Annotated in this window: 20 protein-coding genes; 10 read left to right on the forward strand and 10 right to left on the reverse strand. The window is 62.9% G+C overall.

What is annotated here, in order from left to right; all coding sequences use genetic code 11:
* The first annotated feature begins 31 nt into the window (after window positions 1-31).
* Both QTL95_RS15225 and QTL95_RS15230 read left to right on the forward strand, forming a co-directional pair.
* A complete protein-coding gene (locus QTL95_RS15225) occupies window positions 32-6136 on the forward strand; it encodes a translocation/assembly module TamB domain-containing protein (protein WP_289720793.1) in 6105 nt (2034 codons plus the stop codon).
* Between the two features lie 296 nt (window positions 6137-6432).
* Window positions 6433-6831, forward strand: coding sequence for a hypothetical protein (locus QTL95_RS15230; protein ID WP_289720794.1), 399 nt, complete (start codon window positions 6433-6435; stop codon window positions 6829-6831).
* A gap of 133 nt (window positions 6832-6964) precedes the next feature.
* Here the strand turns inward: QTL95_RS15230 and QTL95_RS15235 are convergent, their stop codons facing one another.
* The 3 genes from QTL95_RS15235 to QTL95_RS15245 all read right to left on the reverse strand — a co-directional run bounded on the left by QTL95_RS15235 (window position 6965) and on the right by QTL95_RS15245 (window position 8893).
* Window positions 6965-7279: a hypothetical protein gene (locus QTL95_RS15235; RefSeq protein WP_289720795.1), complete on the reverse strand. Its 315-nt coding sequence runs from the start codon at window positions 7277-7279 to the stop codon at window positions 6965-6967.
* A 442-nt stretch (window positions 7280-7721) separates the two neighbouring features.
* The gene (locus tag QTL95_RS15240; RefSeq protein ID WP_289720796.1) at window positions 7722-7943 is read right to left on the reverse strand and encodes a hypothetical protein; all 222 of its coding nucleotides are present in this window, start codon (window positions 7941-7943) and stop codon (window positions 7722-7724) included.
* Between the two features lie 8 nt (window positions 7944-7951).
* A complete protein-coding gene (locus QTL95_RS15245) occupies window positions 7952-8893 on the reverse strand; it encodes an AraC family transcriptional regulator (RefSeq protein ID WP_289720797.1) in 942 nt (313 codons plus the stop codon).
* A 107-nt stretch (window positions 8894-9000) separates the two neighbouring features.
* Here QTL95_RS15245 and QTL95_RS15250 point away from each other — a divergent pair, with 107 nt between their 5' ends.
* A complete protein-coding gene (locus tag QTL95_RS15250; protein ID WP_289720798.1) occupies window positions 9001-10203 on the forward strand; it encodes an MFS transporter in 1203 nt (400 codons plus the stop codon).
* A 118-nt stretch (window positions 10204-10321) separates the two neighbouring features.
* Complete coding sequence (locus QTL95_RS15255) at window positions 10322-11293, forward strand: DMT family transporter (RefSeq protein ID WP_289720799.1); 972 nt, start codon at window positions 10322-10324, stop codon at window positions 11291-11293.
* 139 nt (window positions 11294-11432) lie between these two features.
* Here QTL95_RS15255 and QTL95_RS15260 read toward each other — a convergent pair whose 3' ends face one another.
* Together QTL95_RS15260 and QTL95_RS15265 are read right to left on the reverse strand one after the other, a co-directional pair.
* Entirely contained in the window at window positions 11433-11681 is a 249-nt protein-coding gene (locus tag QTL95_RS15260; protein WP_289720800.1) for a hypothetical protein, read from the reverse strand.
* A 206-nt stretch (window positions 11682-11887) separates the two neighbouring features.
* Window positions 11888-12316, reverse strand: coding sequence for an Lrp/AsnC family transcriptional regulator (locus QTL95_RS15265; RefSeq protein ID WP_289720801.1), 429 nt, complete (start codon window positions 12314-12316; stop codon window positions 11888-11890).
* A gap of 127 nt (window positions 12317-12443) precedes the next feature.
* Here QTL95_RS15265 and rocF point away from each other — a divergent pair, with 127 nt between their 5' ends.
* From rocF to QTL95_RS15295, 6 genes are all read left to right on the forward strand, one after another.
* Window positions 12444-13379: an arginase gene (gene rocF, locus QTL95_RS15270; protein ID WP_289720802.1), complete on the forward strand. Its 936-nt coding sequence runs from the start codon at window positions 12444-12446 to the stop codon at window positions 13377-13379.
* Window positions 13380-13392: 13 nt separating this feature from the next.
* A complete protein-coding gene (gene rocD, locus QTL95_RS15275) occupies window positions 13393-14592 on the forward strand; it encodes an ornithine--oxo-acid transaminase (RefSeq protein WP_289720803.1) in 1200 nt (399 codons plus the stop codon).
* A gap of 31 nt (window positions 14593-14623) precedes the next feature.
* Entirely contained in the window at window positions 14624-15412 is a 789-nt protein-coding gene (locus QTL95_RS15280; RefSeq protein WP_289720804.1) for a glycerophosphodiester phosphodiesterase, read from the forward strand.
* Between the two features lie 192 nt (window positions 15413-15604).
* Window positions 15605-16081, forward strand: coding sequence for a chemotaxis protein CheW (locus QTL95_RS15285; protein WP_037182076.1), 477 nt, complete (start codon window positions 15605-15607; stop codon window positions 16079-16081).
* 310 nt (window positions 16082-16391) lie between these two features.
* A complete protein-coding gene (locus tag QTL95_RS15290) occupies window positions 16392-18146 on the forward strand; it encodes a methyl-accepting chemotaxis protein (RefSeq protein WP_289720805.1) in 1755 nt (584 codons plus the stop codon).
* A 493-nt stretch (window positions 18147-18639) separates the two neighbouring features.
* A complete protein-coding gene (locus QTL95_RS15295; RefSeq protein ID WP_289720806.1) occupies window positions 18640-19275 on the forward strand; it encodes a hypothetical protein in 636 nt (211 codons plus the stop codon).
* A gap of 36 nt (window positions 19276-19311) precedes the next feature.
* Here QTL95_RS15295 and QTL95_RS15300 read toward each other — a convergent pair whose 3' ends face one another.
* The 5 genes from QTL95_RS15300 to QTL95_RS15320 form a co-directional block, all read right to left on the reverse strand.
* Entirely contained in the window at window positions 19312-19572 is a 261-nt protein-coding gene (locus QTL95_RS15300; RefSeq protein WP_289720807.1) for a formate dehydrogenase subunit delta, read from the reverse strand.
* Window positions 19562-20389 carry a formate dehydrogenase accessory sulfurtransferase FdhD gene (gene fdhD / locus QTL95_RS15305; protein WP_289720808.1) on the reverse strand — a complete coding sequence of 276 codons (828 nt, stop codon included), beginning with the start codon at window positions 20387-20389 and terminating at the stop codon, window positions 19562-19564. Before fdhD ends, QTL95_RS15300 begins: the two co-directional genes overlap by 11 nt.
* Window positions 20389-23268, reverse strand: a complete 2880-nt coding sequence (gene fdhF / locus QTL95_RS15310; RefSeq protein WP_289720809.1) for a formate dehydrogenase subunit alpha — start codon at window positions 23266-23268, stop codon at window positions 20389-20391. The genes fdhD and fdhF overlap by 1 nt, the downstream gene beginning before the upstream one ends.
* A 228-nt stretch (window positions 23269-23496) precedes the next feature.
* Complete coding sequence (locus QTL95_RS15315; protein ID WP_289720810.1) at window positions 23497-25053, reverse strand: formate dehydrogenase beta subunit; 1557 nt, start codon at window positions 25051-25053, stop codon at window positions 23497-23499.
* A complete protein-coding gene (locus tag QTL95_RS15320) occupies window positions 25050-25529 on the reverse strand; it encodes a formate dehydrogenase subunit gamma (RefSeq protein WP_289720811.1) in 480 nt (159 codons plus the stop codon). The genes QTL95_RS15315 and QTL95_RS15320 overlap by 4 nt, the downstream gene beginning before the upstream one ends.
* Between the last annotated feature and the right edge of the window lie 218 nt (window positions 25530-25747).

Raw genomic sequence — 25747 nt, forward strand, 5'->3', positions numbered from 1 at the left:
CAGCAATAAGAACGGGATAGTGTCCGCGATCATGCACACACTGACGAAAATCGTGAACTGGATGGTGCGGCTGCTCGGCTATTCCGCCGGCATCCTCGTGATCCTCGTTGCCGTTGCCGTCGGCATTTTCGGGTTCACCGCCTTCGGCGCCCGCGTCGTCACCGACAAGGTCACCTCGATCATCTCCAACCGCGACATGACGGTGCGCGTTCTCGAACCGCAGGGTCTTCTGACCGGCGGCCTGCGCGCCAGCCAGATCGTGCTGTCGGACACCAAGGGCGTCTTCGCCCAGATCGACGGCATCTCCGTCAACTGGAACCCGCTGGCGCTATTGACCGGCCGCTTTCACGCCAGCCGCGTCGAGGCATCCGAGATCAATCTATTCCGCAAGCCGGTCCGCACCCTTCCCTCGCGACCTGATGCCGAGGACAGCGGCGGCTTCTCGCTGCCCCTCAAGCTCGATATCGACAGGATCGCCCTTCCCGAAATCAGCATCGCCGAACCCATCGTCGGCCGCGCCTTCACGCTCGCCGCCGAAGGCAGCATGCGCGCCGACAGCCAGGGCGGCAACGCAGCCATCAACGTCAACCGCCACGATGTTCCGGATGCGCGGCTGACGGCAGATGTCGCCTTCAACCCTGAAGGCAACCAGCTGCGTCTCAACGCCAAGCTCAACGAACCCAAGGGCGGCCTTCTCGCCGGCCTGCTTGCGCTGCCCGGCAACCCCGCCGTCGAGATCGGCCTGACCGGCAACGGTCCCGTTTCGGACTGGCGCGGCAAGTTGCAGGCTTCCCTCGACGGCCAGCAGCGCGCAGCGATCGAAACCCACCACACGCTGACATCAGAAAGCCTGCACCATCTCGAACTCAAGGGCGGCGGCGACCTGAGCTCGCTGCTTCCCGCAGCCTTCCGGCCGCTCTTTGCCGGCCAGACCAACATCGATGTCGCCGCCAACTTCGACAACCGCGGCAAGATCGATATCCAGACCGGCAACATCGCCACGGGCGCCGTCGTCATCGCCGCCTCCGGCACGCTGGACCCGAAGGGCAACAACAGCCTCAACGCCAACCTTATCGGTACATCCGGCCCGGTCGATTTCCGCTGGCCGCTTGCCGACGGCGACGCGCGCTTCATGATCTCGGGCGTCAACCTGGCGCTGACCGGCGACGCCAAGGCATCGCGGCTGAACGCCAGCGCCTCTCTCGACACCGCAACGCTGCCGCAGGCGACCATCGGCAACGTCAAGCTCACGGCCAAGAGCGACAACTTTAATCTCTCCGGCCGAAGCGGTGGCGTGCAGATCCGCCTCGTCGCCGGCGACATGACCTTCACCAATCCCGACATCAACCGCGCCATCCAGGGTCCGGTGACCATCGTCGCGCCGCTGCAGGTCTCACCAGACGCCATCGGTTTCAACGGTACGACCATTGAGAGCGCATCCGCCAATGCGGCCCTCAACGGCGCCTACAAGCTGAGCGCCGGCGCACTGACCGGCAACGTCAAGCTGACCGTCGAGCCGCCTGCCTTGCCGCCTGCCGTCGCCAGCCGCATTGACGGCCCCGTGACGATCGAAAGCCAGGTGGCCGCGACCATCCCCTCGAAGGTCAACCTTTCCAACCTCTCCATCAAGTCGAACACGATCCAGGCCGCCGGCAATGTCGTGCTCGACGACACCGTGCTCGACGCCACGCTGTCCGGCCGCCTGCCCGACATCAACAAGATGCTCGACACCGCGAACGGCGAAGTCGGCTACCAGCTGAAGGCCAAGGGCGATATCTCGGCACTTTCAGTCACTGCCGACATCACCGCCCCCGCCCTGCAGATGGCCGGCCGCAAGGTCACCGACCTCGCCGTCAACCTGACCGGCACCGCAAATCCGAACGCGCCGCAGGCGAAGATTTCGGCCAAGGGCGCGATCGAGGGCCAGCCGATCAACATCGGCACCGATGTGCAGTCCGTAGACGGCGCAATCGTCCTTCCCTCGATCGCCGCCGATATCGGGCAGAACAGGCTCAGCGGCCATGTCGAACTGTCGAAAGCTTTCGAGCCCACGGGCGCGCTGACATTCGACCTCCCCGACCTCAGCCTGATCGCGGCGCTCGCGGCGCAAAAGGCCGAGGGCGACCTGAAGGGCTCGGTCGATATTACCAACGACGCCGGCAAGATCGCGCTCAAGGTCGCCGCAACCGGCAGCGGCCTGAAGCGCGACGCCTTCTCGGTCATCAACCCCGACATCGACGTCACCGTCAGCGATCTCAAGGCCTTCGCGGGGTCGGGCACCATCAAGGCCCGGTCGCTCGGCTCCGGCACCAACAAGGTGGACAATCTGGCGCTGACTTTCACTCAAAAGCAGAACCGCACGGTCTTCAATCTCGATTCCTACTATGACGGCAGCCCGCTGGTTGCCGCAGGCGGTGTCGAAGTCAATGCCGGCACGACCGCGGTGCAGCTCGAGCGTTTCTCGGCGAAGCCGCGCAACATCCCGGTCGATCTCGCCGCGCCCTCCGAAGTCACCATCAGCGGCGGCGCCGTCAGCCTCGACGGTCTGCAGCTGAAAACAGGTAACGGCTCAGTCAGCGTCACCGGCCAGGCCGGAGAAACGCTCGCTATCGACGCCGATATCAAGGAGCTGCCGGCAAGCCTCGCCAACAGCTTCGTCCCGAAGCTTGATGCAACAGGCACCATTTCAGGCAAGGTCACCGTCAGCGGAACGCCTGCCGCACCCGTCGCCAATTTCAAGCTTGACTGGAAGGACGCCGCCACCAGCCAGACCAAGGGCGCCGGCCTGCCGCCGCTTGCGATCGGCGCCGACGGCAAGTTCGCCGACAACAGGCTCGATTTCGAGACGGATCTGAGCGGCAAGGGCGGCGTGTCGCTGACCGCCAACGGCAATTTCGTCACGGCCGGGCCGGATGCGCAATCGCTGCAGGCCAAGGGCGCCATCGTCAACATTCCGGCAGCGCTTGCCAACGCCTTCGTTCCCGATCTCGGCGCCGAAGGATCGATCTCCGGCGACGTGACTGCCTCTGGCAAGCTGCCCGCCCCCACCGTCGATTTCAAGCTCAACTGGAAGAACGCCGCCACCCGCCAGACGAAGAGCGCCAAGCTCACCGCGCTCGGGCTTGCGGCAACAGGCAAGCTTGAGAACAACAACCTCGCCTTCAACGCCGACGCCACCGGCAGCGGCGGCTTCTCGCTGAAGAGCAACGGCAGCTTCGTCGTCGCCGGCCCGCAGGCGCAGACGCTCAGTGTGAACGGCCGCCTCGAAAACATTCCCGCCGCCCTTGCCAACGCCTTCGTGCCCGATCTCGCGGCTGAAGGCATGCTGTCGGGCACGCTCACGGCCACCGGCAAGCTGCCGACGCCATCAGCCGAATTCGACATCGACTGGAAGAACGGCGCCACACGCCAGACCAAGGCCGCCGGCCTCTCCGGCCTCACGCTCGCGGCCAGGGGCAAGTTCGCCAACAGCAAACTGGATTTCGACACCGACGTCGCTGCCAATGGCGGCATCGGCCTGAAGGCAACGGGCAACGTGCTTCTGAAAGGCACCGCGATCAGCAACCTCGCCGTCAATGCGACGGCGACAAACATTCCCGCCGGCCTCGCCAATGCCTATGTCGCCAATCTCGGCGCCACCGGCACGATATCAGGCAAGGCCGCGCTTTCGGGCAAGCTCGAACAGCCCAAGGCCGATTTCGACCTTGCCTGGAAGGACGTCGCGACGAACCAGACCAAGGCAGCCAAGCTGCCCGCCATGGCACTGGCGCTGAAGGGCACGCTTGCCGAAAAGGCGCTGGATTTCACTACCCGCCTCGATAGCAGCGCGGGTGCGGCACTCGACGCATCCGGCAAGATCGGCCTCGAGGGCCTGAAGCCGACCACCATCGACGCCAACGCCACACTGAACAGGCTGCCCGCGGCGCTGGTCAGCAGCTTCGTTCCCAATCTCGACGCGTCAGGCATGATCTCGGGAACCGCCAAGGCCACCGGCGCCCTGCCGCTGCCATCCGTGGACTTCAAGCTCAACTGGGCGAATGCCGTCACCCGCCAGACGAAGAGCGCCGGCCTTTCCGGCCTCAATCTCGACGCCACGGGCAAGTTCGCCGACAACAGGATCGATTTCGACGCCAGCCTCACCAGCGATCGCGGCTCTTTGTTGAAAGCCAAGGGCAACGCCGCGCTCAATGGTGCCAACGTCTCTGGCCTCTCGGTCAACGCCGATATCACCAACCTTCCGGCCAGCATCGCCAACGGCTTCGTGCCTGGTCTCGGCGCCCAGGGCACGATATCGGGCACGGCCAAGACCACGGGGACACCCGCCAATCCGATCATCGATTTCAAGCTCGACTGGAAGGATGCCGCCACCAGCCAGACCCGGGCATCCGGCATCTCCTCGCTGACGGCCGCCGCCAGCGGCAAGCTCGCCGACGGCAAGCTCGATTTCAACACCAACCTTGCCGGCAGCGGCGTATCGCTGAAAGCCGGCGGAAACTTTGTCGTCACAGGCGCCAACGCCCAGACGCTGTCCGTCAATGCCGATATCGCCAACCTGCCGGCCGGCCTCGCCAATGCCTTCGTTCCGGGGCTTGCCGCCGAAGGCAATATCACCGGCACCGTCAAGGCCTCCGGCAAACTGCCGCTTCCATCAGTCGATTTCAGGCTCGACTGGAGGGGTGCGGCCACCAGCCAGACCAGAAGCGCGGGCCTCTCGCCGCTCGCCATCACCGCCAATGGCGGCCTCAAGGGCGACCGCCTGACGATCGACACCACGGTGGCAGGCGATGCCGGCCTGTCGCTCAAGGGCGGCGGCAGCGTCGTGATCACGGGCAACCGCGCGCTCGACATGCGATTTGCCGGCAACCTGCCCTTCGCCGTGCTCGGCATGCAGCTGGCCGAGCAGGGCCTCGTCGCCGATGGCGCCGCGAACCTCAACCTGCAGATATCAGGCACCGCCGCCGCCCCGCTGATCAACGGCACCGTCTCCACCAGCGGCGCCAAGGTCGTCGACGTCCGCCGCAACCTGGCGATCAACAATCTCACAGCCGATATCCGCTTCAACGGCGCACGCGCGGTGATTTCCCGCCTCAACGGCCAGCTTGCAAGCGGCGGAAGTCTTTCGGTCACGGGCGACGTCGGCATCCAGCCCGCCTCCGGTTTCCCCGCCAACATCGACATCAAGCTCGACAACGCCGTCTATGTCGACGGCACGCTCGTCGTCGCCACGGTCAACGGCAATGTCGGCGTCAGGGGGCCGCTGCTGACCAGCCCCACCATCAATGGCAAGCTCAGGCTCGAGCGCGCCTCGATCACCGTTCCCGAAAAACTGCCGACCTCGCTCAGCGAAATCGATATCCGCCATATCAACGCCCCGAAGGCGGTGCTGGCCCAACTGCGCGATGCGATGGCGCAAGGCGCGCGCCAGAAATCGAGCGTCATAAACCTCGATCTTCAGCTCGACGCGCCCTCGCAGATCTTCGTGCGCGGCCGCGGCATCGATGCCGAACTTGGCGGCAGCGTCACCGTGCGCGGCACCGCCGCCTCGCCGGTCGTCTCCGGCGGCTTCACCATGCGGCGCGGCCGCATGACCATCCTCAACCGCCGCCTCGACTTCACCGACAAGAGCCGCATCACCTTCGCCGGCGACCTCACGCCGGCGCTGCAGATGGAAGCGAGCTCGACCTCGGGCTCGACGACGCTGACCGTCGACGTCGCCGGCCTCGCCACCGATCCGGCGATCACCTTCTCCTCCTCACCGGCGCTGCCGCAGGACGAGGTGCTGGCGCAGCTGATCTTCGGCCAGTCCATGTCGAAGCTCTCGCCGGTGCAGATCGCCCAGCTCGCCGACGCCGTCGCCCAGCTTGCCGGCGGCCGTTCCGGCTCGCTGTTCAACGGCCTGCGCAACCAGCTCGGCGTCGACGACTTCGACATCAGCACCGACGCCCAGGGCCGCACCAATGTCAGCGTCGGCCGCTATCTCAACGAACGCACCTATTTCGAGCTGCAGCAGACATCAGGCAAGGGCGGCGCCAAGGCAGTCATCAACCTCGATGTCGGTCGCGGCGTGAAACTGCGGGCAGGCGCCGGCGGCGACGGCGCCGGTGAGGCTGGGATCGTGTATGAGAAGGAATACTGATCGGGGGGCTTATCCAGCTCCGCCCGTCGAACCGCTTAAACAAACATAAATTTCCAATGAAGTTCGATGACCGCTGCTGGCGCTTGTGCGCCAGGAGACCCATTGGCTGAAGCGGCCATCAAACCGCCCACCCGATCGCCCCCATGTCTCTCGACTGGTCGATCTCCGGCATAAATGCATTGAAGCTTGTGGCTCAGCCCCATAAACCCTGCATGGGCAATTTTTTGATTGCGGCAGCCGATCCTCTGTCCTTGGAGCGTGTATCGGTTTGAATGGAAGCTGACAAAGGAATGCAGATGTCGATCACTGTCCAGAAAACAATCCCCGCTGCGCGAATGCATCAGTTCCACCAGATGGTCGAGCGGTGGCTTCAGGAAGGTCCGATCAAGCTCGCGACCAATGCCACGATCACCGCGATGGACAATGCCGCAATCCCGAAGGAAGAACAGGCGGCGATCATCGAGGACCGGGACATCATCATGAAACACAATATGCGACTCGGCCTGATCAGCGAAGTCTTCGCAGCGGCCATCGAGAAGGCTGTAAAATCATCCCGGTCAGGACACGAGGCGCAGGACGAGATCGCTCGATTGATCGTGACTGCAATCGGCATCCGTCAGGACGATGAGAGTGAGCTGGTCACATTCACCTTCGCTACTCAAAGCGAGGCCGATGCATTCAGCGGGTTCGCCTGACGGCCGCGATCGGCGCTTCTGCGATATGACCGCAACCGGCCCCGAAGCGGACATTCCGATCCAATCTCGCTATCCCTGAGATGAGCTAGTTTCGGGGCTGGCGGCTTTCCCAACGCTGGGGTCAAAAGCAACTTTAGGTTCGCCTGAACACTTTGTCGAACCAATAGCTGTCTTGTTCTGAGAACCAGCTTTCATTCTTGGCCGTTCGCAGTGCCGCCAATGGTGTCATGTCCATTTGGTATCGAAAGAACAGTGCAAGCAGGTCGCGAAGCTGTTTGTCTGTTGGAGCCCGCTTCAGTCGGATTATCAGGTCGCACCCCTCACCGGTTACATCCTGTACGACGCTGATGCGACCAAGCCACTCGAACATGGCGGTTTCGTCGTTTTCACTGAAATAGGTCGGGCCTTCCACTCTTATTTGCATCCGGTACTCCTTGGCGCGCAACATCAATGATGTCTTAGACACTACGTTGGCACGAAGCGTTAGACCCGGAATGGCCCATTGCGGACTAAAGACGAACTTGTTCCACAGCCCCACCTTTGTCAGCTTCCCAAGCGTTCGTCATGGCAAGCACTTCATCCAACGGCTCGTTGGGATGCGATGTGGTACAAAGAAATCGGTCAGGTCGTGAGCCGTCTCCAATCACTAGCCAGTCTACCTTATCCTTCAGAAGGTTCGAGCCGGGGCCGTAGATTGCCAGCAACGAGACGCCATCAGCGAGACACTGCTCGATGAAGCCCTCTAGGAGAGATTCATCCGATACCGGCGAGTGTAGAATGAGTTTTCGAGCAAACGACATACACGCAGGTTAAACGCTGAACGCAATGACCGCAATTGGCGCAAAGCGGCCTCCCGCTTTCACAATCAATAACCCGCAATCACCACCCAATCAAGGCAACTCCCTGAGCATCAGGATCCGGTTTGCGGTCGAAAAGGCAATGACCTTGTCCTGCTCGAGCGCCCGCAGGACCGCCCTGACCTCCCCCCGCGTGAATCCATCGACGCCCAGCCGGTCGATGACGTCAAGCAAGTTGATCGTTACCTCAGGCTTGGCCTTGAGCGCGCGCAGCCTTTCGATCAAGGCGTTTTCGGTATCATCAAATCGACTCATGGGGCACCTTAGCCGGCAATCGGCGCCACGGCACCATTCCGCTTCTCGCGAAAATGGCTCGGTGAAGCGCCGATCACGCGTTTGAACGCGCGGCTGAAGGACGCCTCGGAATCGTAGCCGAGCCGCTCGGCGACTGCTGACACCCGCTGCCCCTCGCGCAGCCATTCATGGGCCTGGTGCATGCGCATCCGCGCCACGTAACGCGCTGGCGTTTCGCCGACGACGCTGACGAAGCGCTGGGCAAAGCCGGAGCGCGACGCGCCCATGTGGCGCGCCAGTTCGTTCACGCTCCAGTCGTGCGCGGGATCGAGATGGATCGCGGCCAGCACCCGCCCGACTTCCGGGTTGCGCACGGCGGCAAGCCAGCCGCTGGCGTCGCCGCAGCCATGCTCTACCCATGTGCGGATGATCGTTGCCGTCAGCACGTCGGCAAGGCGCGACAGGATGCCGCCGGCGCCCACGCGGTTCATCTCGACCTCGCGCATCATCGCGTCGAGCAGCGGCGGTATCGTCGGCTCGCTCTTGGCGAGATCGCTGGTGCGCATCACATCCGGCATCAGGTTGAGGAGCGGATGCCGCTTGTCGACATTGAAGCGCATGACCGCGAAGAAGATGAGGTTGCTGCTATCGGTGCACGGGCATTGCAGGTCCACGATGCCGTCGCAGAGCGGCTTGCGCGGCAGGCAGTCGACAGGGGTCGGTGAAATGCCCGGTTCGCTCGCCAGCACATGCGCGTCGCCGCGCGGCAAGAGCACGGCGTCGCCCGGGCGCATCTCCGTCCACTCGCCGTCAGGCGCCTGCAGGTAAGCACTGCCCGCCGCCAAGAAGTGAAATCGCGCTTCGGCCTGCGCGGGATAGGCCGTGGCCCAAGGCGCTGATGGCTGGCAGCGGCCGTATTCGACGCCATCGAGTCGAAGCCCGCGAAGCATCTCGGTCAAAGGATCGGTCATCATGGCCTCCGGCAGGTTTGGACGAATTGTTATGCTTTATATCTTTTCCAGCATGGAAACGCCAGATGCTTGGGCGTAGCGTCCCCGCAGAAATTACGGAGATGCATATGAACATTCATTCTGAGGTCAACCGTCCAGCCGCAACGGGTGAGACACCGGCGGCATGGGCAGGCGTTGTTTCGCTGTCGCTTGGCGTATTTGGGCTCGTGACGGCGGAATTTCTACCCGCGAGCCTGCTGACGCCCATGTCGCATGACCTCGGCGTCAGCCTAGGCGCGGCAGGTCAATCGGTGACGGCCACGGCCGTGGTCGGCGCGCTGGCGGGGCCGGGCATCGTGCTCGGCACAGCCCGCTTCGATCGACGCTACACGCTCTTGGCGCTGACAAGCCTGCTCATCATCTCGAGCCTGATCGCCGCCACGGCAAACGGGCTCGTCACCCTGCTCCTGTCGCGCGCGCTGCTCGGCATCGGGCTTGGCGGCTTCTGGGCGATGTCGCTGGCGCTTGCAATGCGCCTAGTGCCGGAGCGGCTGATGCCGCGCGCCATGGCGATCGTCATGACCGGCGTGTCCGCAGCAACCGTCTGCGCGGCGCCTGTCGGAGCCTGGGTCGGCGAGGCGTTCGGCTGGCGCGCGGCCTTCTGGATCGCCGCGGCCCTCGGCGTTGTCGCATTCGCCGTCCAGGCGTTCACGCTTCCGGCCATGCCGCCGACAGGTTCGGCAGGCCTCGGCACGATGGCCTCGGTGTTGCGGCGCCCAGCCATCCGGCTCGGCCTTGCTACCGTGCTGCTCGTCGTCGCCGGTCACTTCGCGGGCTTCACCTTCATCCGTCCCTTCCTTGAAACGGTGCCGCATTTCGGCGTCGAGGCGATCTCCGGCATCCTTCTCGCCTTCGGTATTGGCGGCTTCCTCGGCAACATCGTCGGCGGCCTGATCGCCGAACGCAATACGACGCTTGCCATGACGCTTGCCGCCAGCGGCATTGCCGTCACCGCCTTCCTGCTTGCCTTCGCCGGTGAGGCGCCGGCGCTGGCAGCGGTCGCGACAGCCCTGTGGGGCTTTGCCTTCGGCGCCTTGCCGGTCAGCGTTCAGAGCTTCGTCACCCAGGCTGCCGCCGACGAGGCGGAAAGCGCCGGAGCAATGATGCTGACGACGTTCCAAGTCGCGATATCAAGCGGCGCCGTGCTTGGCGGGCTTATCGTGGATGTCCAGGGTGCGGCTGGCGTCTTTGCCTTCGCCGGCATCGCGGCCCTGCTCGGCGCCACCCTGATCGGCGTCGCGAGCCGCCGCGGGGTGGAAGCCACGGGCTGATTATGCTTCAGCCCCGCGCCGTGATGAACGGCGCGGGGCCGCCGTTCGTCCGCGATCGGCCCTCGGCAGTGACCACCATCATCTGTGCAGCGCTGGGGAACTATGGCATAGTTGCCCCATGGCGATACATGTCTTGGCGGTCCATCGCGACACGGTCGGGACGGAAAAGGGGGCGGGCGGTTCGCTTGCTGCCGCCTATTCCGTGGGTATCCTCTGCTGGCTGCTATCATCAGGCGTCTATATCGCCGCCAAATGGGTCTCTCCCGAGATGCCGCCCTGGGCGCTTTGCTTCTGGCGCGTGCTGATCGCCTGGGCAATCCTGATGCCAATCGTCTACCGGCATTTCGGCGCCATGGTCGCGCTCGTGCGGGCGCGCGGTCTCGAACTGCTCATCATCGGCGGCATTGGGCTTGCGATCTGCCAGGGCCTGATTTTCGTCGGCCTGGAACATGCCGATGCCACGACCGCCGGCATCATCATTGCCCTGATCCCGATCATCACCATGATCCTTGCCCGGTTCATTCTGGCCGAGCCGATGGGACGCTGGCAGGTGATCGGGTCGATCCTCGCCTTTCTCGGCATCGTGGTCATCATCATCAAGGGCAGCCCGGCCGCACTCCTGCGTCTCGATTTCAACCCCGGCGAGTTGTGGATCGTCGCCGGCGCCTTCTGTTTCAGCCTCTACACCGTGCTGCTCCGCAGGGCGAAATTCGACGTGAACCGCCTTGCGCTCCTCGTGCTGCTGCTCGGCGCCGCCGCGCTGACGGCGCTGCCCTTCTACCTGTATGAACTCGCCTCCGACGAACGCTCGACACTGAATGCCAGCGGACTGATCGCGCTCGCCTATGTCGCGATCCCCGGCGGCGCGATCATGTATTATCTCTTCAATCGCAGCATCGAGGCGCTGGGTGCTGCGCGGGCGGGCGTGCTCCTCTACATCCAGACCATCTTCATCGCCGTGCTCGCCTACCTCATCCTGGGCGAACAATTGCAGCGCTATCACCTCGAAGGCGCCGCACTTATCGTCGCCGGCCTGCTGCTGATCATCCTGTTGAAGCCAAAGGCCGGAGTGATGGCGAGCAACGCCTGAGAGAGGTGCAGTGTTTTTCGATGAACGCTGGTGGCGGAGCGGGCGGCCGCTTTCGGCCTGAACCCGCCAACAGTCAGGTGTCACTGGTTTCGCGATGTTTTGCTCAGAACACCAATGTCGGCGACACATCCGAATGCCATCACAGGCATTTTACAGGACCTACTGCCGCATAAGCTGCCACTGGAAATGCCTGCAGTCCGATGGCGAACACTACCCCATGGAAGGCAGCTAAGAACCAGGCGCTTTTTCGAAGTTGCGGGTGAGTTATCGAAGCGATGAGGATTGCAAAACTCGAAAATCCAACGGCAAGCCAGATAAAGGTTAGCGGCGGAAAATATATCATGATGACCGGAAAGCAGCGTGCGAACGTATTGTGAGCTGCTGTCATGTAAGACCATCCCGCCAGCGTTACCCAAAATAGCGTGTGCATGAGTACGGTACCCAGTCTCCACAAGCGGCTGTATCGCACTGTCTGCCTCCATTATTTTCGCTTCGACAGCGATACAATCTTGCCGCTAGTCACACAATGACTGCAATCCCGCGCCACACTCCTGCTTCGCGCCTGCACCTCGCGAGCAAGCCAGCACCTTCCCCTCAAAACCCGGTCTTGCTTGTTTTCAGCAGGATATTAGTTTCAGTCGAGTTGATGCCGTTGATCAGCCGGATGCGGCGTAGCGTCTCGTCGAAGGAGACGAGGTCGCGGTCCTCGAGTTCGGCGATGAAATCCCATTTGCCGTTGGTGCTGTGCAGCGCGCGCACCTGCGGCAGGCCGCGCAGCTGGTCGGCGACCTTGTCGGCGAGCTTGCCGAGCACTTCGATCATCACGATGGCGCGCACGCCCGCCGCGCGCGTCTCGTGCCCGGTGCGGATGGTGAAGCCGGTGATGGTGCCGTTCGCGACAAGCCGGTCGATCCGCGCCGAAACGGTGGCGCGCGACGCCCCGGTCATGGCGGCGAGCGACGAGACAGGAGTTCGCGCGTTGTGCCTCAGCGCGCTCAAGAGTTCCTGGTCGAGATCGTCCATACCGTTCACTTTGCGAAATCGGACTTGGCAAAGTGCCAAATCGCCGTTCAGAACTGACACTTTTTCATCTTTTTGTCAGCGCGTCGATATCTCAATATGTCCCGAAGCATCAAGCAGGAGCACAGGCATGCAGGCACAGCGAAAGTCGATCACCCTCATCGGAGCGCCGCTCGAAGAAGGTTCCGGCCGAAGGGGAGCGGCCATGGGTCCGGCGGCTCTGCGCATCGCCGGTGTCGACCAGACGCTGATCGATCTCGGCCACGATGTGGTCGACGCCGGCGACGTCAATGTCGTGCCCGCGCGTGACCTGCCGAACCATCCGAAGGCGCACAATCTGCGCACCGTCGGCGCGTTTACCCGCGCGCTGGAAGCTGGTGTTTACGAAGCCGCAGCGGCCGGACGTTTTCCGCTGATCCTCGGCGGCGATCACAGCCTATCGATGGGCACTGTCTCGGGCATGGCTCGCCACGCCGCCAGGCAGGGCCGCCCGCTCGTCGTTCTCTGGCTCGACGCCCATTCCGATTTCAACACGCCGGAGACCTCGCCGTCCGGCAATATCCACGGCATGCCCGTCGCCTATTACTGCGGCAAGGCCGATCTTGCCGATATCCTGCCGCGTGACCGGCCGCTGGTCGATCCTGAAAACGTCTACCAAGTCGGCATACGCTCCGTCGATGCGCCGGAGCGCGAGTTGATCAAGGAGCACGGCGTCAACGTCTTCGACATGCGCTCGATCGACGAGCAGGGGGTTGCCGCGATCATGCGCGACATTCTTTCCAAGGTCGAAGCGGCGAACGCGCTGCTGCATGTCAGCCTCGATGTCGATTTCCTCGATCCCGACGTCGCGCCCGGCGTCGGCACCACGGTGCCCGGCGGCGCCACCTTCCGCGAGGCGCACCTGATCATGGAGATGCTCTGCGACAGCGGCCTCGTCTCCTCGCTCGACCTCGTCGAACTCAACCCGTTTCTCGACGATCGTGGCAAGAGCGCCCGCATCCTGGTCGAACTGACGGCCAGCCTCTTCGGCCGCCGCATCTTCGATCGTCCGACACGCGCAGCATGATGGGAGGGATGACATGAACACGTCTGCAAACCTGATCGATACCGAACAGCGCCTCGGCGCCCATAACTACAAACCCCTTGATGTCGTCCTGACGCGCGGCGAAGGCGTCTATGTCTGGGACACCGACGGCAAGCGTTACCTCGACTGCCTCTCGGCCTATTCGGCCGTCAACCAGGGCCACTGCCACCCGAAGATCCTCGAAGCCATGGTCGCCCAGGCCGGCAAGCTGACGCTCACCTCCCGCGCCTTCCGCAACGACCAGCTCGCTCATCTCTACGAGGAACTGGCGGCGCTGACGGGATCGCACAAGATCCTGCCGATGAACTCCGGCGCAGAAGCCGTGGAGACCGCGATCAAGGCCGTGCGCAAATGGGGTTACGAGGTCAAGGGCGTGCCCGAGGGCAAGGCCGAGATCATCGTCTGCTCCGACAATTTCCACGGTCGCACGCTTTCTATCATCAGCTTCTCCACCGATCCCGATGCCCGCTCCGGCTTCGGCCCCTACACGCCGGGCTTCCGCACCGTCCCCTTCGGCGATATCGAGGCCTTCACCGCTGCGATCAACGAGAACACCGTGGCCGCCCTCATCGAGCCGATCCAGGGCGAGGCCGGCGTCATCATTCCGCCAACGGGCTATTTCAAACGCGTCCGCGAGCTCTGCACCGATAATAACATCACGCTCATCCTCGACGAGATCCAGACCGGCCTCGGCCGCACCGGCAAGCTGCTGGCCGAAGAGCACGAAGGCATCGAGGCGGACGTGACGCTGATCGGCAAGGCGCTGTCGGGCGGGTTCTACCCGGTCTCCGCCGTGCTCTCCAATTCCGAGGTTCTCGGCGTCCTGAAGCCCGGCCAGCACGGCTCGACCTTCGGCGGCAACCCGCTCGCCTGCGCAGTCGCCCGTGCGGCACTCAGGGTACTCACCGAGGAAGGCATGATCGAGAACGCCGCCAGAATGGGCGACTACTTCCTCGAAGGGCTGCGCTCCATCCGCTCCAACATCGTCAGGGACGTGCGCGGACGCGGCCTGATGATGGCCGTCGAACTGGAACCGGAAGCCGGCGGCGCCCGGCAATATTGCTACGCGCTGAAGGATCTCGGCCTGCTCGCCAAGGACACCCACGAAAACACCATCCGCCTCGCCCCACCGCTCGTCATCACAAGGAGCCAGGTCGAATGGGCGGTCGAGCAGATCGAAAAGACCATCGCCTGATGGCTTGCGGTTCCACGCCGACGAGGACAAGGTGCGTACCACCATCCCCGCCGACGGATTGCCAATGCCCGATCTCTGGAAAGCCCCCCTCGACCGCCCCCTCGTGATCGCACATCGCGGGGGCGCGGCGCTGGCCGCGGAAAATACGATAGCAGCCATCCGGGCAGCAGAGGCTGCCGGGGCCGACGCGATCGAGACCGATATCCGGGCAACAAGCGACGGCGCGCTGGTGTGCGTGCACGACGCCGACCTCTTGCGGCTGTGCAACAATCCCCGTGCCGTGGCCGATCTCGACCTGACGGAACTGCGTCAAGTCCTGCCCGGCGTTATGACGCTTGCGGAAGCGCTTGGCGCCACCGGCACCATTGGCATTCTTCTTGATTTCAAGCTGGCCGACGAATCTGCTTTGCTGGATGTAATTGACGAGATCGAGCGATCTCCAGTGTCTCGAAACGCCTTGCTCGGCCTGCGAAGCTTGCCGCTGATCTGCGCTGCCCGCTCACGAAGCCACCTGCCTATCCTCGCCTTCCTTGATAGCGAGGACCTTATAGACGACGCGGTCGCCGCCGGCGCCAACTGGTTCCGGCTTTGGCAAGGCTGGACCTCGCGCGACAGCGTCTCCGCGGTTCAGGGTGCCGGGATGCACGCGGCCATCATGGTGGGTCAGCCGCGCTCGGTGCCGTTGCCGGAATATCCACCGTTCCCTGTCGGCGTGGTCGACGCCGCCGGACTCGCCCGGATCGCGCAAACACGCCCGGATGCAATCCTGCTCGACGATCCTCGCCTGCTGCGGGCACCGGCATCGCCCGTTGCTCTCTAGGGCAGCCAGACTCTGCGCCGGGCGAAAAATCCTCCCTGTCGGTTTAGATTTGCGAAACACTCTTTCGCTAGCGTCCATGCCAACCGTATCGATTCCCTTCCTGATGAAGGGCGCGCGGTTTGAAGGCAAAGTCCGACCGTGCCATGGGGGCGCGGCTGCTTCTGCCCTGGCTTAGACGGTTGGGACACATTCATGGCTACGATCAATTCCACCAGCTTCAGCAGCGATATGCTGGAAATCATTGCCTTCAGACTGCACGATCAGGAGTTCTGCGTTAAAACGACGACCATCCGCGAAATCCGCGGCTGGGCGCCGTCCACGCCGATCCCGCATGCGCCGGCAGACGTGATCGGCGTCATGAACCTGCGCGGCTCCGTGATCCCGATCATCGACCTCGCCTTCAAGCTCGGCATGAAGAGCACCGTCGCCAACGAGCGCAGCGCCATCGTCGTCGCCGAAGTGCACAACATGGTCATCGGCATGCTTGTCGACCGCGTCTCCGACATCCTGACGATCTCGGCCGAACAGGTGCAGCCGGTCCCCGAGGTCACCGCGTCCTTCGACCGCGCTTTCTGCGAGGGCATCATCGCCTCGGAAAACGGCATGATCTGCTTCCTGAACCTCGCCAAGATGTTCAAGGAAAACGAAACCGACGACCTCGCCGCCTGACCCCGATCTCGATTGCACAGTTTCGAAAGGCCGCCGCGAGGCGGCTTTTTTGTTGAGCCAATATTTCAATATAAGAATTCAACTATGAGTTCTGATTGCCGACAGATACTACATTAGACATTTATTTTATACTAAACATTAACCCTGGAAAGAGCATCATCGGTTGTGAAGAGCCTCTAATATTCGATCAAAGGTAGGCTGACGCACTCTTTTTCCGAGTGCTTCCCTCTCTTACGTAAGGTTGAGTTGAGGAGGCGGCTTCGATAACCGGGCGGGCCGCGATCGGCATTCGCCAGAGAGGGATTGGGGAATGTTTGGGCTTTCGTCCGATGCGAAGCATGTTCTTGAGGCGATCTCCAAGTCGCAGGCAATCATCGAGTTCGACCTGAAAGGCAATGTGCTCACGGCGAACGAGAATTTCTGCAAGACACTGGGCTACGGCCTAGCCGACATCGTCGGCAAGCACCACAGCATGTTCTGTGAACCGGCCCTTGCGGCCACATCGGAATATCGCGAGTTCTGGGCGCGTCTCGGCCGGGGCGAGCATGACGCCGGTTCCTACAAGCGACTGGCCAAGGGTGGACGCGAAATCTGGATCCAGGCCTCCTACAACCCCGTTTTCAAGCACGGCAAGCCCTACAAGGTGGTGAAGTTCGCCGCCGATATTACCGCGGAGAAGAACTGCGCCACGGAAGGCCTGGGCAAACTCGATGCCATCTCCCGCTCGCAGGCCGTCATCGAATTCACCCCGACGGGCGAGATCCTCACCGCCAACGAAAACTTCTGCAACGGCCTTGGCTACTCGCTGGGCGAGATCGTCGGCAAGCATCACAGCATGTTCTGTGACCCCGCCTACACCCGCTCCGAGGAATATGCCAGTTTCTGGCCTCGCCTCGCCCGTGGCGAATTCATCGCCAACGAATTCGTCCGCTACGGCAAGGGCGGCCGCGAAATCTGGATCCAGGCCGCATATAACCCGATCACCGACACCAACGGCAAGGTCTACAAGGTCGTCAAGTTCGCGACCGACGTCACCCAGCGCATGACGGCCATCAGCCATCTGGCCGACGCATTGCGTCATCTGTCCGAGGGCGACCTGACGAAATCGGTGACCACGCCCTTCGTTCCCTCGATGGAACAGTTGCGGCACGACTTCAACGCCGCGGTCACCAAGCTCTCTGAGACCATGCAAACCATCGGCGACAACAGCCGCGCCATCGCCGCCGGCTCGCGCGAGGTCGGCACATCGGCCGATTCCTTCTCCAAGCGCACCGAGCAGCAGGCCGCCTCGATCGAGGAGACGGCGGCGGCGCTCGAACAGATCACGACGACGGTGAACGACTCCAGCCACCGCGCCGACGAGGCCGGCAAACTGGTGGCCAAGACCAAGCTCGGCGCCGAACAGTCCGGCGAGGTAGTGCGCAACGCCGTGGCCGCCATGGGCCAGATCGAACAGTCGTCGCGCGAGATCACCAACATCATCGGCGTGATCGACGACATCGCCTTCCAGACGAACCTGCTGGCGCTGAACGCCGGCGTCGAGGCCGCCCGCGCCGGGGAGGCAGGCAAGGGCTTCGCCGTTGTCGCCCAGGAAGTCCGCGAACTCGCACAGCGATCGGCAAGCGCCGCCAAGGAGATCAAGGCCCTCATCACCACCTCGAGCGAACTCGTGAGAAACGGTGTGGACCTTGTCGGGCAGACCGGCAGGGCGCTGGAGACCATCGTCGGGCAGGTGGCCGAGATCAACGTCAACGTCGCGGCCATCGTCGAAGGTTCGAAGGAGCAGGCAACGGGGTTGAAAGAGATCAATACCGCCGTCAACCAGATGGACCAGGCGACACAGCAGAACGCCGCCATGGTCGAGGAAAGCACCGCCGCGAGCCACACGCTGGCCGCCGAGGCCGAGGCGCTGCGGAACCTCGTCGCGCAGTTCAAGCTGGGCAACGAATATGCACGCGGGAGTGCCGCCCGCCCTGTGCCCTCGCCGGCCTTGCATCTTGTCGCCAGAGTGGCACGAGCCCAGGGCGCGGCTATGCCTTCGGCCGATCATTGGGAAGAATTCTGAGATTCTCAAGCGGACCTGCAACAATGCCGCTAGCTTCGCTGCTAGCGGCATTGTTGCATTTTAACGTGAGATTAGCAGCTCGATCCAAAAGATATTAATATCTCTATACGTGCATTATTATAATCTAATTTAGATACATATTTGTTTTAGGGGCATCCGGAGAGAACGCCCAGCGCATGCCACACAAAGAGAACATCACCTTGTTTTAAAAATACTTTTTGTACGAAATCGTACGAATTGAACAAAGTATGGACTCCCATAGGTGGCACGCCTTGAAACACTCGCTTTAGAGTCTGTTAGCCTTTATTCCACGATATAAAACCTAAGCGCGAACACCCATTGAAATTTTAGCTAAGGAGCATATTCTAATAATCACGCGGGACTGACGCTATCAACCACTCTCGGTTGCTTCCAGGTCCCCGTGGAAAGCGCGCTTCCACTTGTTTCACCACCGGGGCCTCGAGTCCCGGCCATCGATCATTTGGAGGATTGAATGAAATACCATATCGCCACCATCGCAGCGCTTACCGTCGGTTTCGGCGCTCTCATGGTACCGTTTCAGGCCGGTGCGTTTGATGTAGGTGGCAAGGGCGGACTTAGTGTCAGCACCAGCAATGGCCTGGGCGTCTCCCTCGGCGGGTCGAACGGCGTCAATGCCAATGTCGGCGGCACCAAATCCGGCGGATTGGGCGTCAGCGCGTCCGTTGGCGGCTCGAACGGCATCAACAGCAACACGTCCGTTGGCGGCAAGAGCAGCACCGGCGGCCTCGGAGTCAGCACCACGGCAAGCGTCGGCGGTTCCAAGGGTGTCAATGCCGATGTCAACGCCAATGTCGGTGGCTCAAGCCTCGCCACCGCCAATGCCAAGGTTGGCCTTGCCGGCAACACGCTCGCAAATGTCAACATCGGCGTGCCCGGCGTGACGGACCCGACCAATCCAAACAACCCCAACAACCCGAACAATCCGAACAACCCGCGCAACCCGATCAATCGCCAGCTTGTCGCCTATGACGACATGTCTCCAGCCGATCGTGCGAAGATGAAGGTGCGTTGCAAGGATATCGTTCGTGGCGGCGGCTTCGATTCCGGCCTCGTCAAGCTCTGCAAGATGGTCATCGCCATGCGTTGACCCTCGCGGCAGAGATCGAAAGGAACAGGCGCCGGTTCACCCCTCCGGCGCCTTTTCTTCGTCTCGGCGCACGGGCTCCGGCCGCCTGATCAGCGGCATTGCCTCGGTGACCAGCGCGCTCAGCCCATTGGCCTCGCGCTCGGCGATCTCTAACAGCTGCCGGCGCATGCGCGGCTCCCAGAACTTGTTGATATGCAAGGCGACCCCTTCGGCCGCCTGTGCCTGTGGCTGCGTCGCGAAGAAGGTCGCGATCTGGTTGGCCATGTAGACCAGCTTGGTCCCGGTATCATGCGACATCGGATATGCTCCCGGCCTTGATGCGATGTGGATGCGTGAAGATTTCGAAATCCTCGCCGCGCACCAGCGCCACCAGTGTCATCCCGGCCTCCTCGGCGGTGCGGATCGCCAGTGCCGTCGGCGCCGAGATCGCCACCAGAACGGGGCTTCCGAGAATCGCTGCCTTCTGCACCATCTCGACCGACAGCCGGCTGGTGACGGCAACAATCCCCTCTCGGCCGGTCTCCCCCATGCCGACGACGGCGCCGCAGAGCTTGTCCAGTGCATTGTGCCGCCCGACATCCTCGCGAACCGCCAGGAGCCCCTTGCCCGGAACATAAAAGCCAGCGCCGTGCACCGCCCGTGTCTCCCGATACAGCGGCTGCGCGCCATTGAGCAGCGCCACCGCCTCGACGATATCGTGATAGGTGACCGTCAGCCCCACCGCCGAGACGTCGGGCACCTTGCGGACGGCCTGCTCGATCGATTCGATGCCACAGAGGCCGCAGCCCACAGGCCCCGCCATGCTGCGCCGCCTCGCCCGCAATTGTTCTTCTACATCATCGGCCAGCCAGATCTGCACGTCGATCCCGCGCTCGCCCGGCACGACGTCGATCGACGAGATCTGCGCACGATGAGAAATGATCCCTTCGGTCAGCGTGAAACCAACTGCGAAATCCTCGATATCATCGGGCGTGCCCATCATCACGGCGTGCGTGGAGCCGCCATAGGAAAAGGCGATCGGCACCTCCTCCGGCACCATGCGCTCGCCCGGCGTCACAATGCCGGCGCTGCGCGCGGTACGCCTGACCGATATCCGGCTTGGCCATTCCGTCATTATTCCGCTGCCTCCAGCTTTCCCTTGATCCGCCGACTTTGCCGCGCCTGCTCCTCATATTCAACCTGCCAGTTGGTCGGGCCATTGGAGGGCGAGACCTGCACGGCAGTCACCTTGTATTCGGGGCAGTTCGTCGCCCAGTCCGAGAAGTCTGTCGTGATCACATTGGCCTGCGTATCGGGATGGTGGAAGGTTGTGTAGACCACGCCGGGCGAAACGCGATCGGTGATCAGCGCCCTGAGCGTCGTGTCGCCCGAGCGGCTCATGAGCTTTACCCAGTCGCCGTCGCGAATACCGCGCTGTTCTGCATCATGCGGATGGATCTCCAGCCTGTCCTCTGCGTGCCAGACGACATTCTCCGTGCGCCGCGTCTGCGCCCCGACATTGTACTGGCTGAGAATGCGGCCCGTGGTCAGAAGCAGCGGGAAGCGTGGTCCCGTCCGTTCGTCGGTGGCGACGTATTCGGTGCGGATGAACTTGCCCTTCCCGCGAACGAAGCCATCGACATGCATGATCGGCGAACCCTGGGGATGCGCTTCGTTGCAAGGCCACTGCACGGAACCCATCTTATCGAGGTAGTCGTAGGAGACCATGGCAAAGCTCGGCGTCGTCGCGGCGATCTCGTCCATGATCTCGGAGGGGTGCTTGTAATTCCAGGAAAGCCCGATTGCCTGCGCCAGCTTCTGCGTCACTTCCCAATCGGCATAGCCGTTCTTCGGGCTCATCACCTTGCGCACGCGGTTGATGCGACGCTCGGCATTGGTGAAGGTGCCGTCTTTCTCCAAAAAACTCGAGCCCGGCAGGAAGACATGCGCGTAGTTCGCCGTCTCGTTCAGGAATAGATCGTGGACCACGACGCATTCCATCGCAGCCAACCCCGCCGCAACATGCTTGGTATCGGGGTCCGACTGCAGGATATCTTCGCCCTGGACATAGAGCCCCTTGAAGGAGCCATCGACGGCCGCATCGAGCATGTTGGGAATGCGCAGGCCCGGTTCGTCGCTGATCTTCACACCCCAGAGCTTTTCGAAGATATCGCGCGTCGCATCATCGGAGATATGCCGATAGCCCGGCAGTTCGTGCGGGAAGGAACCCATGTCGCAAGAGCCCTGCACGTTGTTCTGGCCGCGCAACGGGTTCACGCCGACGCCGGGACGACCGATATTGCCGGTGACCATTGCCAGATTGGCGATCGCCATGACCGTCGTCGAACCCTGGCTATGCTCGGTCACACCAAGGCCGTAATAGATCGCGCCGTTGCCGCCTGTGGCGTAAAGGCGGGCAGCACCGCGCAGCATCTCCGCCGGTACACCGGTCAAAGCTTCCGTCGCCTCCGGACTATGATGAGGCTCGGCGACGAAGGCCGCCCAGTCCTCGAACTCCGACCAGTCGCAGCGCTCGCGAATGAAACGCTCGTCGAACAGTCCCTCGGTGACGATCACATGCGCCAGCGAGGTCATGACGGCGACGTTGGTGCCCGGCTTCAATGGCAGATGATAGGCCGCCTCGACATGCGGCGAGCGGACGATATCGGTGCGGCGCGGATCGATGACGATCAGCTTGGCGCCCTGCCGCAGCCGCTTCTTGAGCCGCGAGGCGAAAACCGGATGCCCATCCGTAGGATTGGCGCCGATAACGACGACGACGTCGCTCTTCTCGACGCTGTCGAAATTCTGCGTGCCCGCCGAGGTGCCGAACGCCTGGCCGAGGCCATAGCCGGTCGGCGAATGGCAGACGCGGGCGCAGGTGTCGACATTGTTGTTGCGGAAGCCGGCGCGCACCAGCTTCTGCACCAGATAGGTTTCCTCGTTGGTGCAGCGCGATGAGGTGATGCCGCCAATGGAATCTCGCCCATACTGATACTGGATGCGCCGGAACTCGCTCGCCACATGCGCGAAGGCCTCGTCCCAGCTCACCTCGCGCCAGGGATCGGTGATCTTCTCGCGCACCATCGGATTGAGGATGCGGTCCTTGTGGCTGGAATAGCCGTAGGCGAAGCGACCCTTGACGCAGGAATGCCCGCGGTTCGCCTGCCCATCCTTCCACGGTACCATGCGCACCAGTTCCTCGCCGCGCATCTCCGCCTTGAACGAACAGCCGACGCCGCAATAGGCGCAGGTGGTCACCACCGAATGTTCCGGCTGGCCGATCGCGATCACCGACTTCTCGGTCAGTGTCGCCGTCGGACAGGCCTGCACGCAGGCGCCGCAGGAGACGCATTCCGACGAGACGAAATCCTCGTGCATGCCGGCCGATACACGGGAATCGAAGCCGCGCCCCTCGATGGTCAGCGCAAACGTGCCCTGCACTTCCTCGCAGGCGCGCACGCAGCGCGAACAGACGATGCATTTGGCCGGATCGAAGGTGAAATAGGGATTGGATTCGTCTTTTGGCGCCCACTTGGCATTGAGTCCGCCATTGTCGCGTGCCTTGACGTGGTTCTCGCCGTCATAGCCGTAGCGCACATCGCGCAGGCCCACCGCGCCCGCCATGTCCTGCAGCTCGCAATCGCCGTTGGTCGCGCAGGTGAGACAGTCGAGCGGATGATCGGAAATATAGAGCTCCATCACCCCGCGCCGCACGTCCTTGAGCCGGTTCGTCTGCGTCGACACCACCATGCCCGCCGCGACAGGCGTGGTACAGGACGCGGGTAGGCCGCTACGTCCCTGGATCTCGACAAGGCAGAGCCGGCAGGAACCGAAGGCGTCGATCATGTCGGTGGCGCAGAGCTTCGGGATCTCGATCCCCGCATCCATCGACGCGCGCATGATGGATGTGCCCTCGGGCACCGTGATCTGGTTGCCGTCGATGGTCAGCGTTACCATGGTCTCGGAGGCGGAGGCCGGCGTGCCGTAGTCGATTTCATGAACGAGGGACATGATGTGCCTCCGTAAGAGAATGATCTGCCGTCGTGGATGGCGCTAAGACCCCTCCCCAACCCTTCCCCACAAGGGGGAGGGGCTTCACTGCGGCGCGGTCATCGCGCTGCAGCGGCTCTCCCGCATGTGGACGCGTTGAGACGAGAATGGGAAGGGCGCAGCACCCTGAGCCCCTTCCCCTTGTGGGGAGGGGTTGGGGAGGGGAATAGACGTTCGATGCAATCCTCATCATTCCGCAGCCTCCACCATCGGCCCCGGCGCGAAATCCTCGGGAAAATGCGTCATCGCGCTCATGACGGGATAGGGCGTGAACCCGCCGAGCGCGCAGAGCGAGCCGAACTTCATCGTGTTGCAGAGGTCGGCGAGCAGCGCCCGGTTGTTCTCCGGCTCGATCCCAAGCGCGATCTTGTCGGCCGTTTCCACCCCGCGCGTCGAGCCGATGCGACAGGGCGTGCACTTGCCGCAACTCTCCACCGCGCAGAACTCCATCGCGAAGCGCGCCCGCTTCAGCATGTCGGCGCTGTCGTCGAAGACGACGATCCCCGCATGGCCGATCAGCCCGTCCCTGGCGGCGAAAGCCTCGTAGTCGAACGGCGTGTCGAACAGCGCACGCGGGAAGTAGGCGCCCAATGGCCCACCCACCTGCACCGCCTTGACCGGCCGCCCCGAGGCCGTACCGCCGGCGATGTCGTCCACGATCTCGCCCAGCGTCAGCCCGAAGGCCGCCTCATAAAGACCGGGATGCCTCACATTGCCGGCGATCTGCAACGGGATCGTGCCGCGCGAACGGCCCATGCCGAAATCGCGATAATAGGCCGCGCCCTTCTCCATGATCACGGGCACGGAAGCCAGCGAGATCACGTTGTTGATGACGGTGGGACAGTCGAACAGGCCCTTGTGCGCCGGCAGCGGCGGCTTGGCGCGCACGATGCCGCGCTTGCCCTCGAGGCTGTTCAGAAGTGCCGTTTCCTCGCCGCAAACATAGGCGCCGGCGCCGGTACGAACCTCGATCTCGAAAGCTTTGCCGGAGCCGAGAACCGAAGAGCCGAGCACGCCGGCACGTCCCGCGATCTCGACCGCCTCGGTCATGGTAGCAATGGCATGCGGATACTCCGAGCGAATATAGACGAAGCCCTTTGTCGCCCCGGTCGCGACCCCCGCGATCGCCATGCCCTCGATTAGCACAAAGGGGTCGCCTTCCATGATCATCCGGTCGGCGAAAGTGCCGCTGTCTCCCTCGTCGGCATTGCAGACGATGTATTTGCGCGCACCGGGCGCATCGAACACGGTCTTCCACTTGATGCCGGTCGGAAAACCCGCACCGCCGCGCCCTCGCAGACCGGAATCGGTGACGTCCTTGACGATATCGGCCGGCTGCATGGCGATGGCGCGTCGCAAACCGGAGAGCCCGCCATGCGCCTCGTAATCGCTGAGCGACAGCGGATCGATCACCCCGCAACGTGCAAAAGTCAGCCGCGTCTGCCGCTTGAGAAACGGGATGTCCTCGACCATGCCGAAGCGGAGCGGATGATCGCCGCCCGATATCAGCCCCGCATCGAACAATGCCGCGACATCACGCGCCTTCACCGGGCCGTAGCCGATCCGCTTGCCGTCCACCTCGACCTCGACCAACGGTTCCAGCCAGTGCATGCCGCGCGAGCCGTTGCGCACGATCACAGCATCAAGGCCGCGATCGGAAATTTCCTTGGCGACCGCATCGGCCACCTTGTCGGCACCGAGCGACAGTGCCGCCGCATCGCGAGGGATATAGATCCTGACGCTCATCGGCGTGCCTCCGCGATCATCTCCTCGAGGTCGGCGACATCGACCCGGCCGTGCACCTCGCCGTCCACCATCGCGGACGGCGAGCATGAACAGAGCCCGAGACAGAAAACCGGCTCCAGCGTGATCGCTCCGTCGGGCGTCGTGCCATGCCAATCGATCGCCAGCATCGCCTTCACGCGTTCGGCCAGACGGTCTGCGCCCATCGACTGACAGGATTCGGCCCGACAGAGCTTCAGCACATGTCGGCCGGCCGGGTGGTCGCGATAGTCGTGATAGAAAGTGACGACGCCATGCACTTCCGCCCGCGACAGGTTGAGCCCGTGCGCGATGACGGGAAGTGCCTCCTGCGGGACATAGCCGAACATGTCCTGAATCTCGTGCAGGATCGGCAGCATCGGTCCTTCGAGCGTCTTCAGACGTTCGACGATCTCACGAACCAGATCGGAAATATCGCCCTTGGCGACATGAATGGTCATCAGCGGCCCTCCCAGACCAGCGGCGACAAATCAGGGCTTTGGCCGGCTTCCTCCCGAAGCCAATCGCCGAAGCCACAGACATTAGTATAGAACGTTCCCGGGCAAGGACGAAGCGATCAATAGGACGGTCCATCGCCTGATGGAAAGCCTATCGGAACTCGCCAGACGGGATAGGGCCTCATGCGGCAATGCCGGGCTGGTCTGCGACCTGGAAGACC

The sequence above is a fragment of the Rhizobium sp. S152 genome, assembly GCF_030380735.1.
GTDB lineage: Bacteria > Pseudomonadota > Alphaproteobacteria > Rhizobiales > Rhizobiaceae > Rhizobium.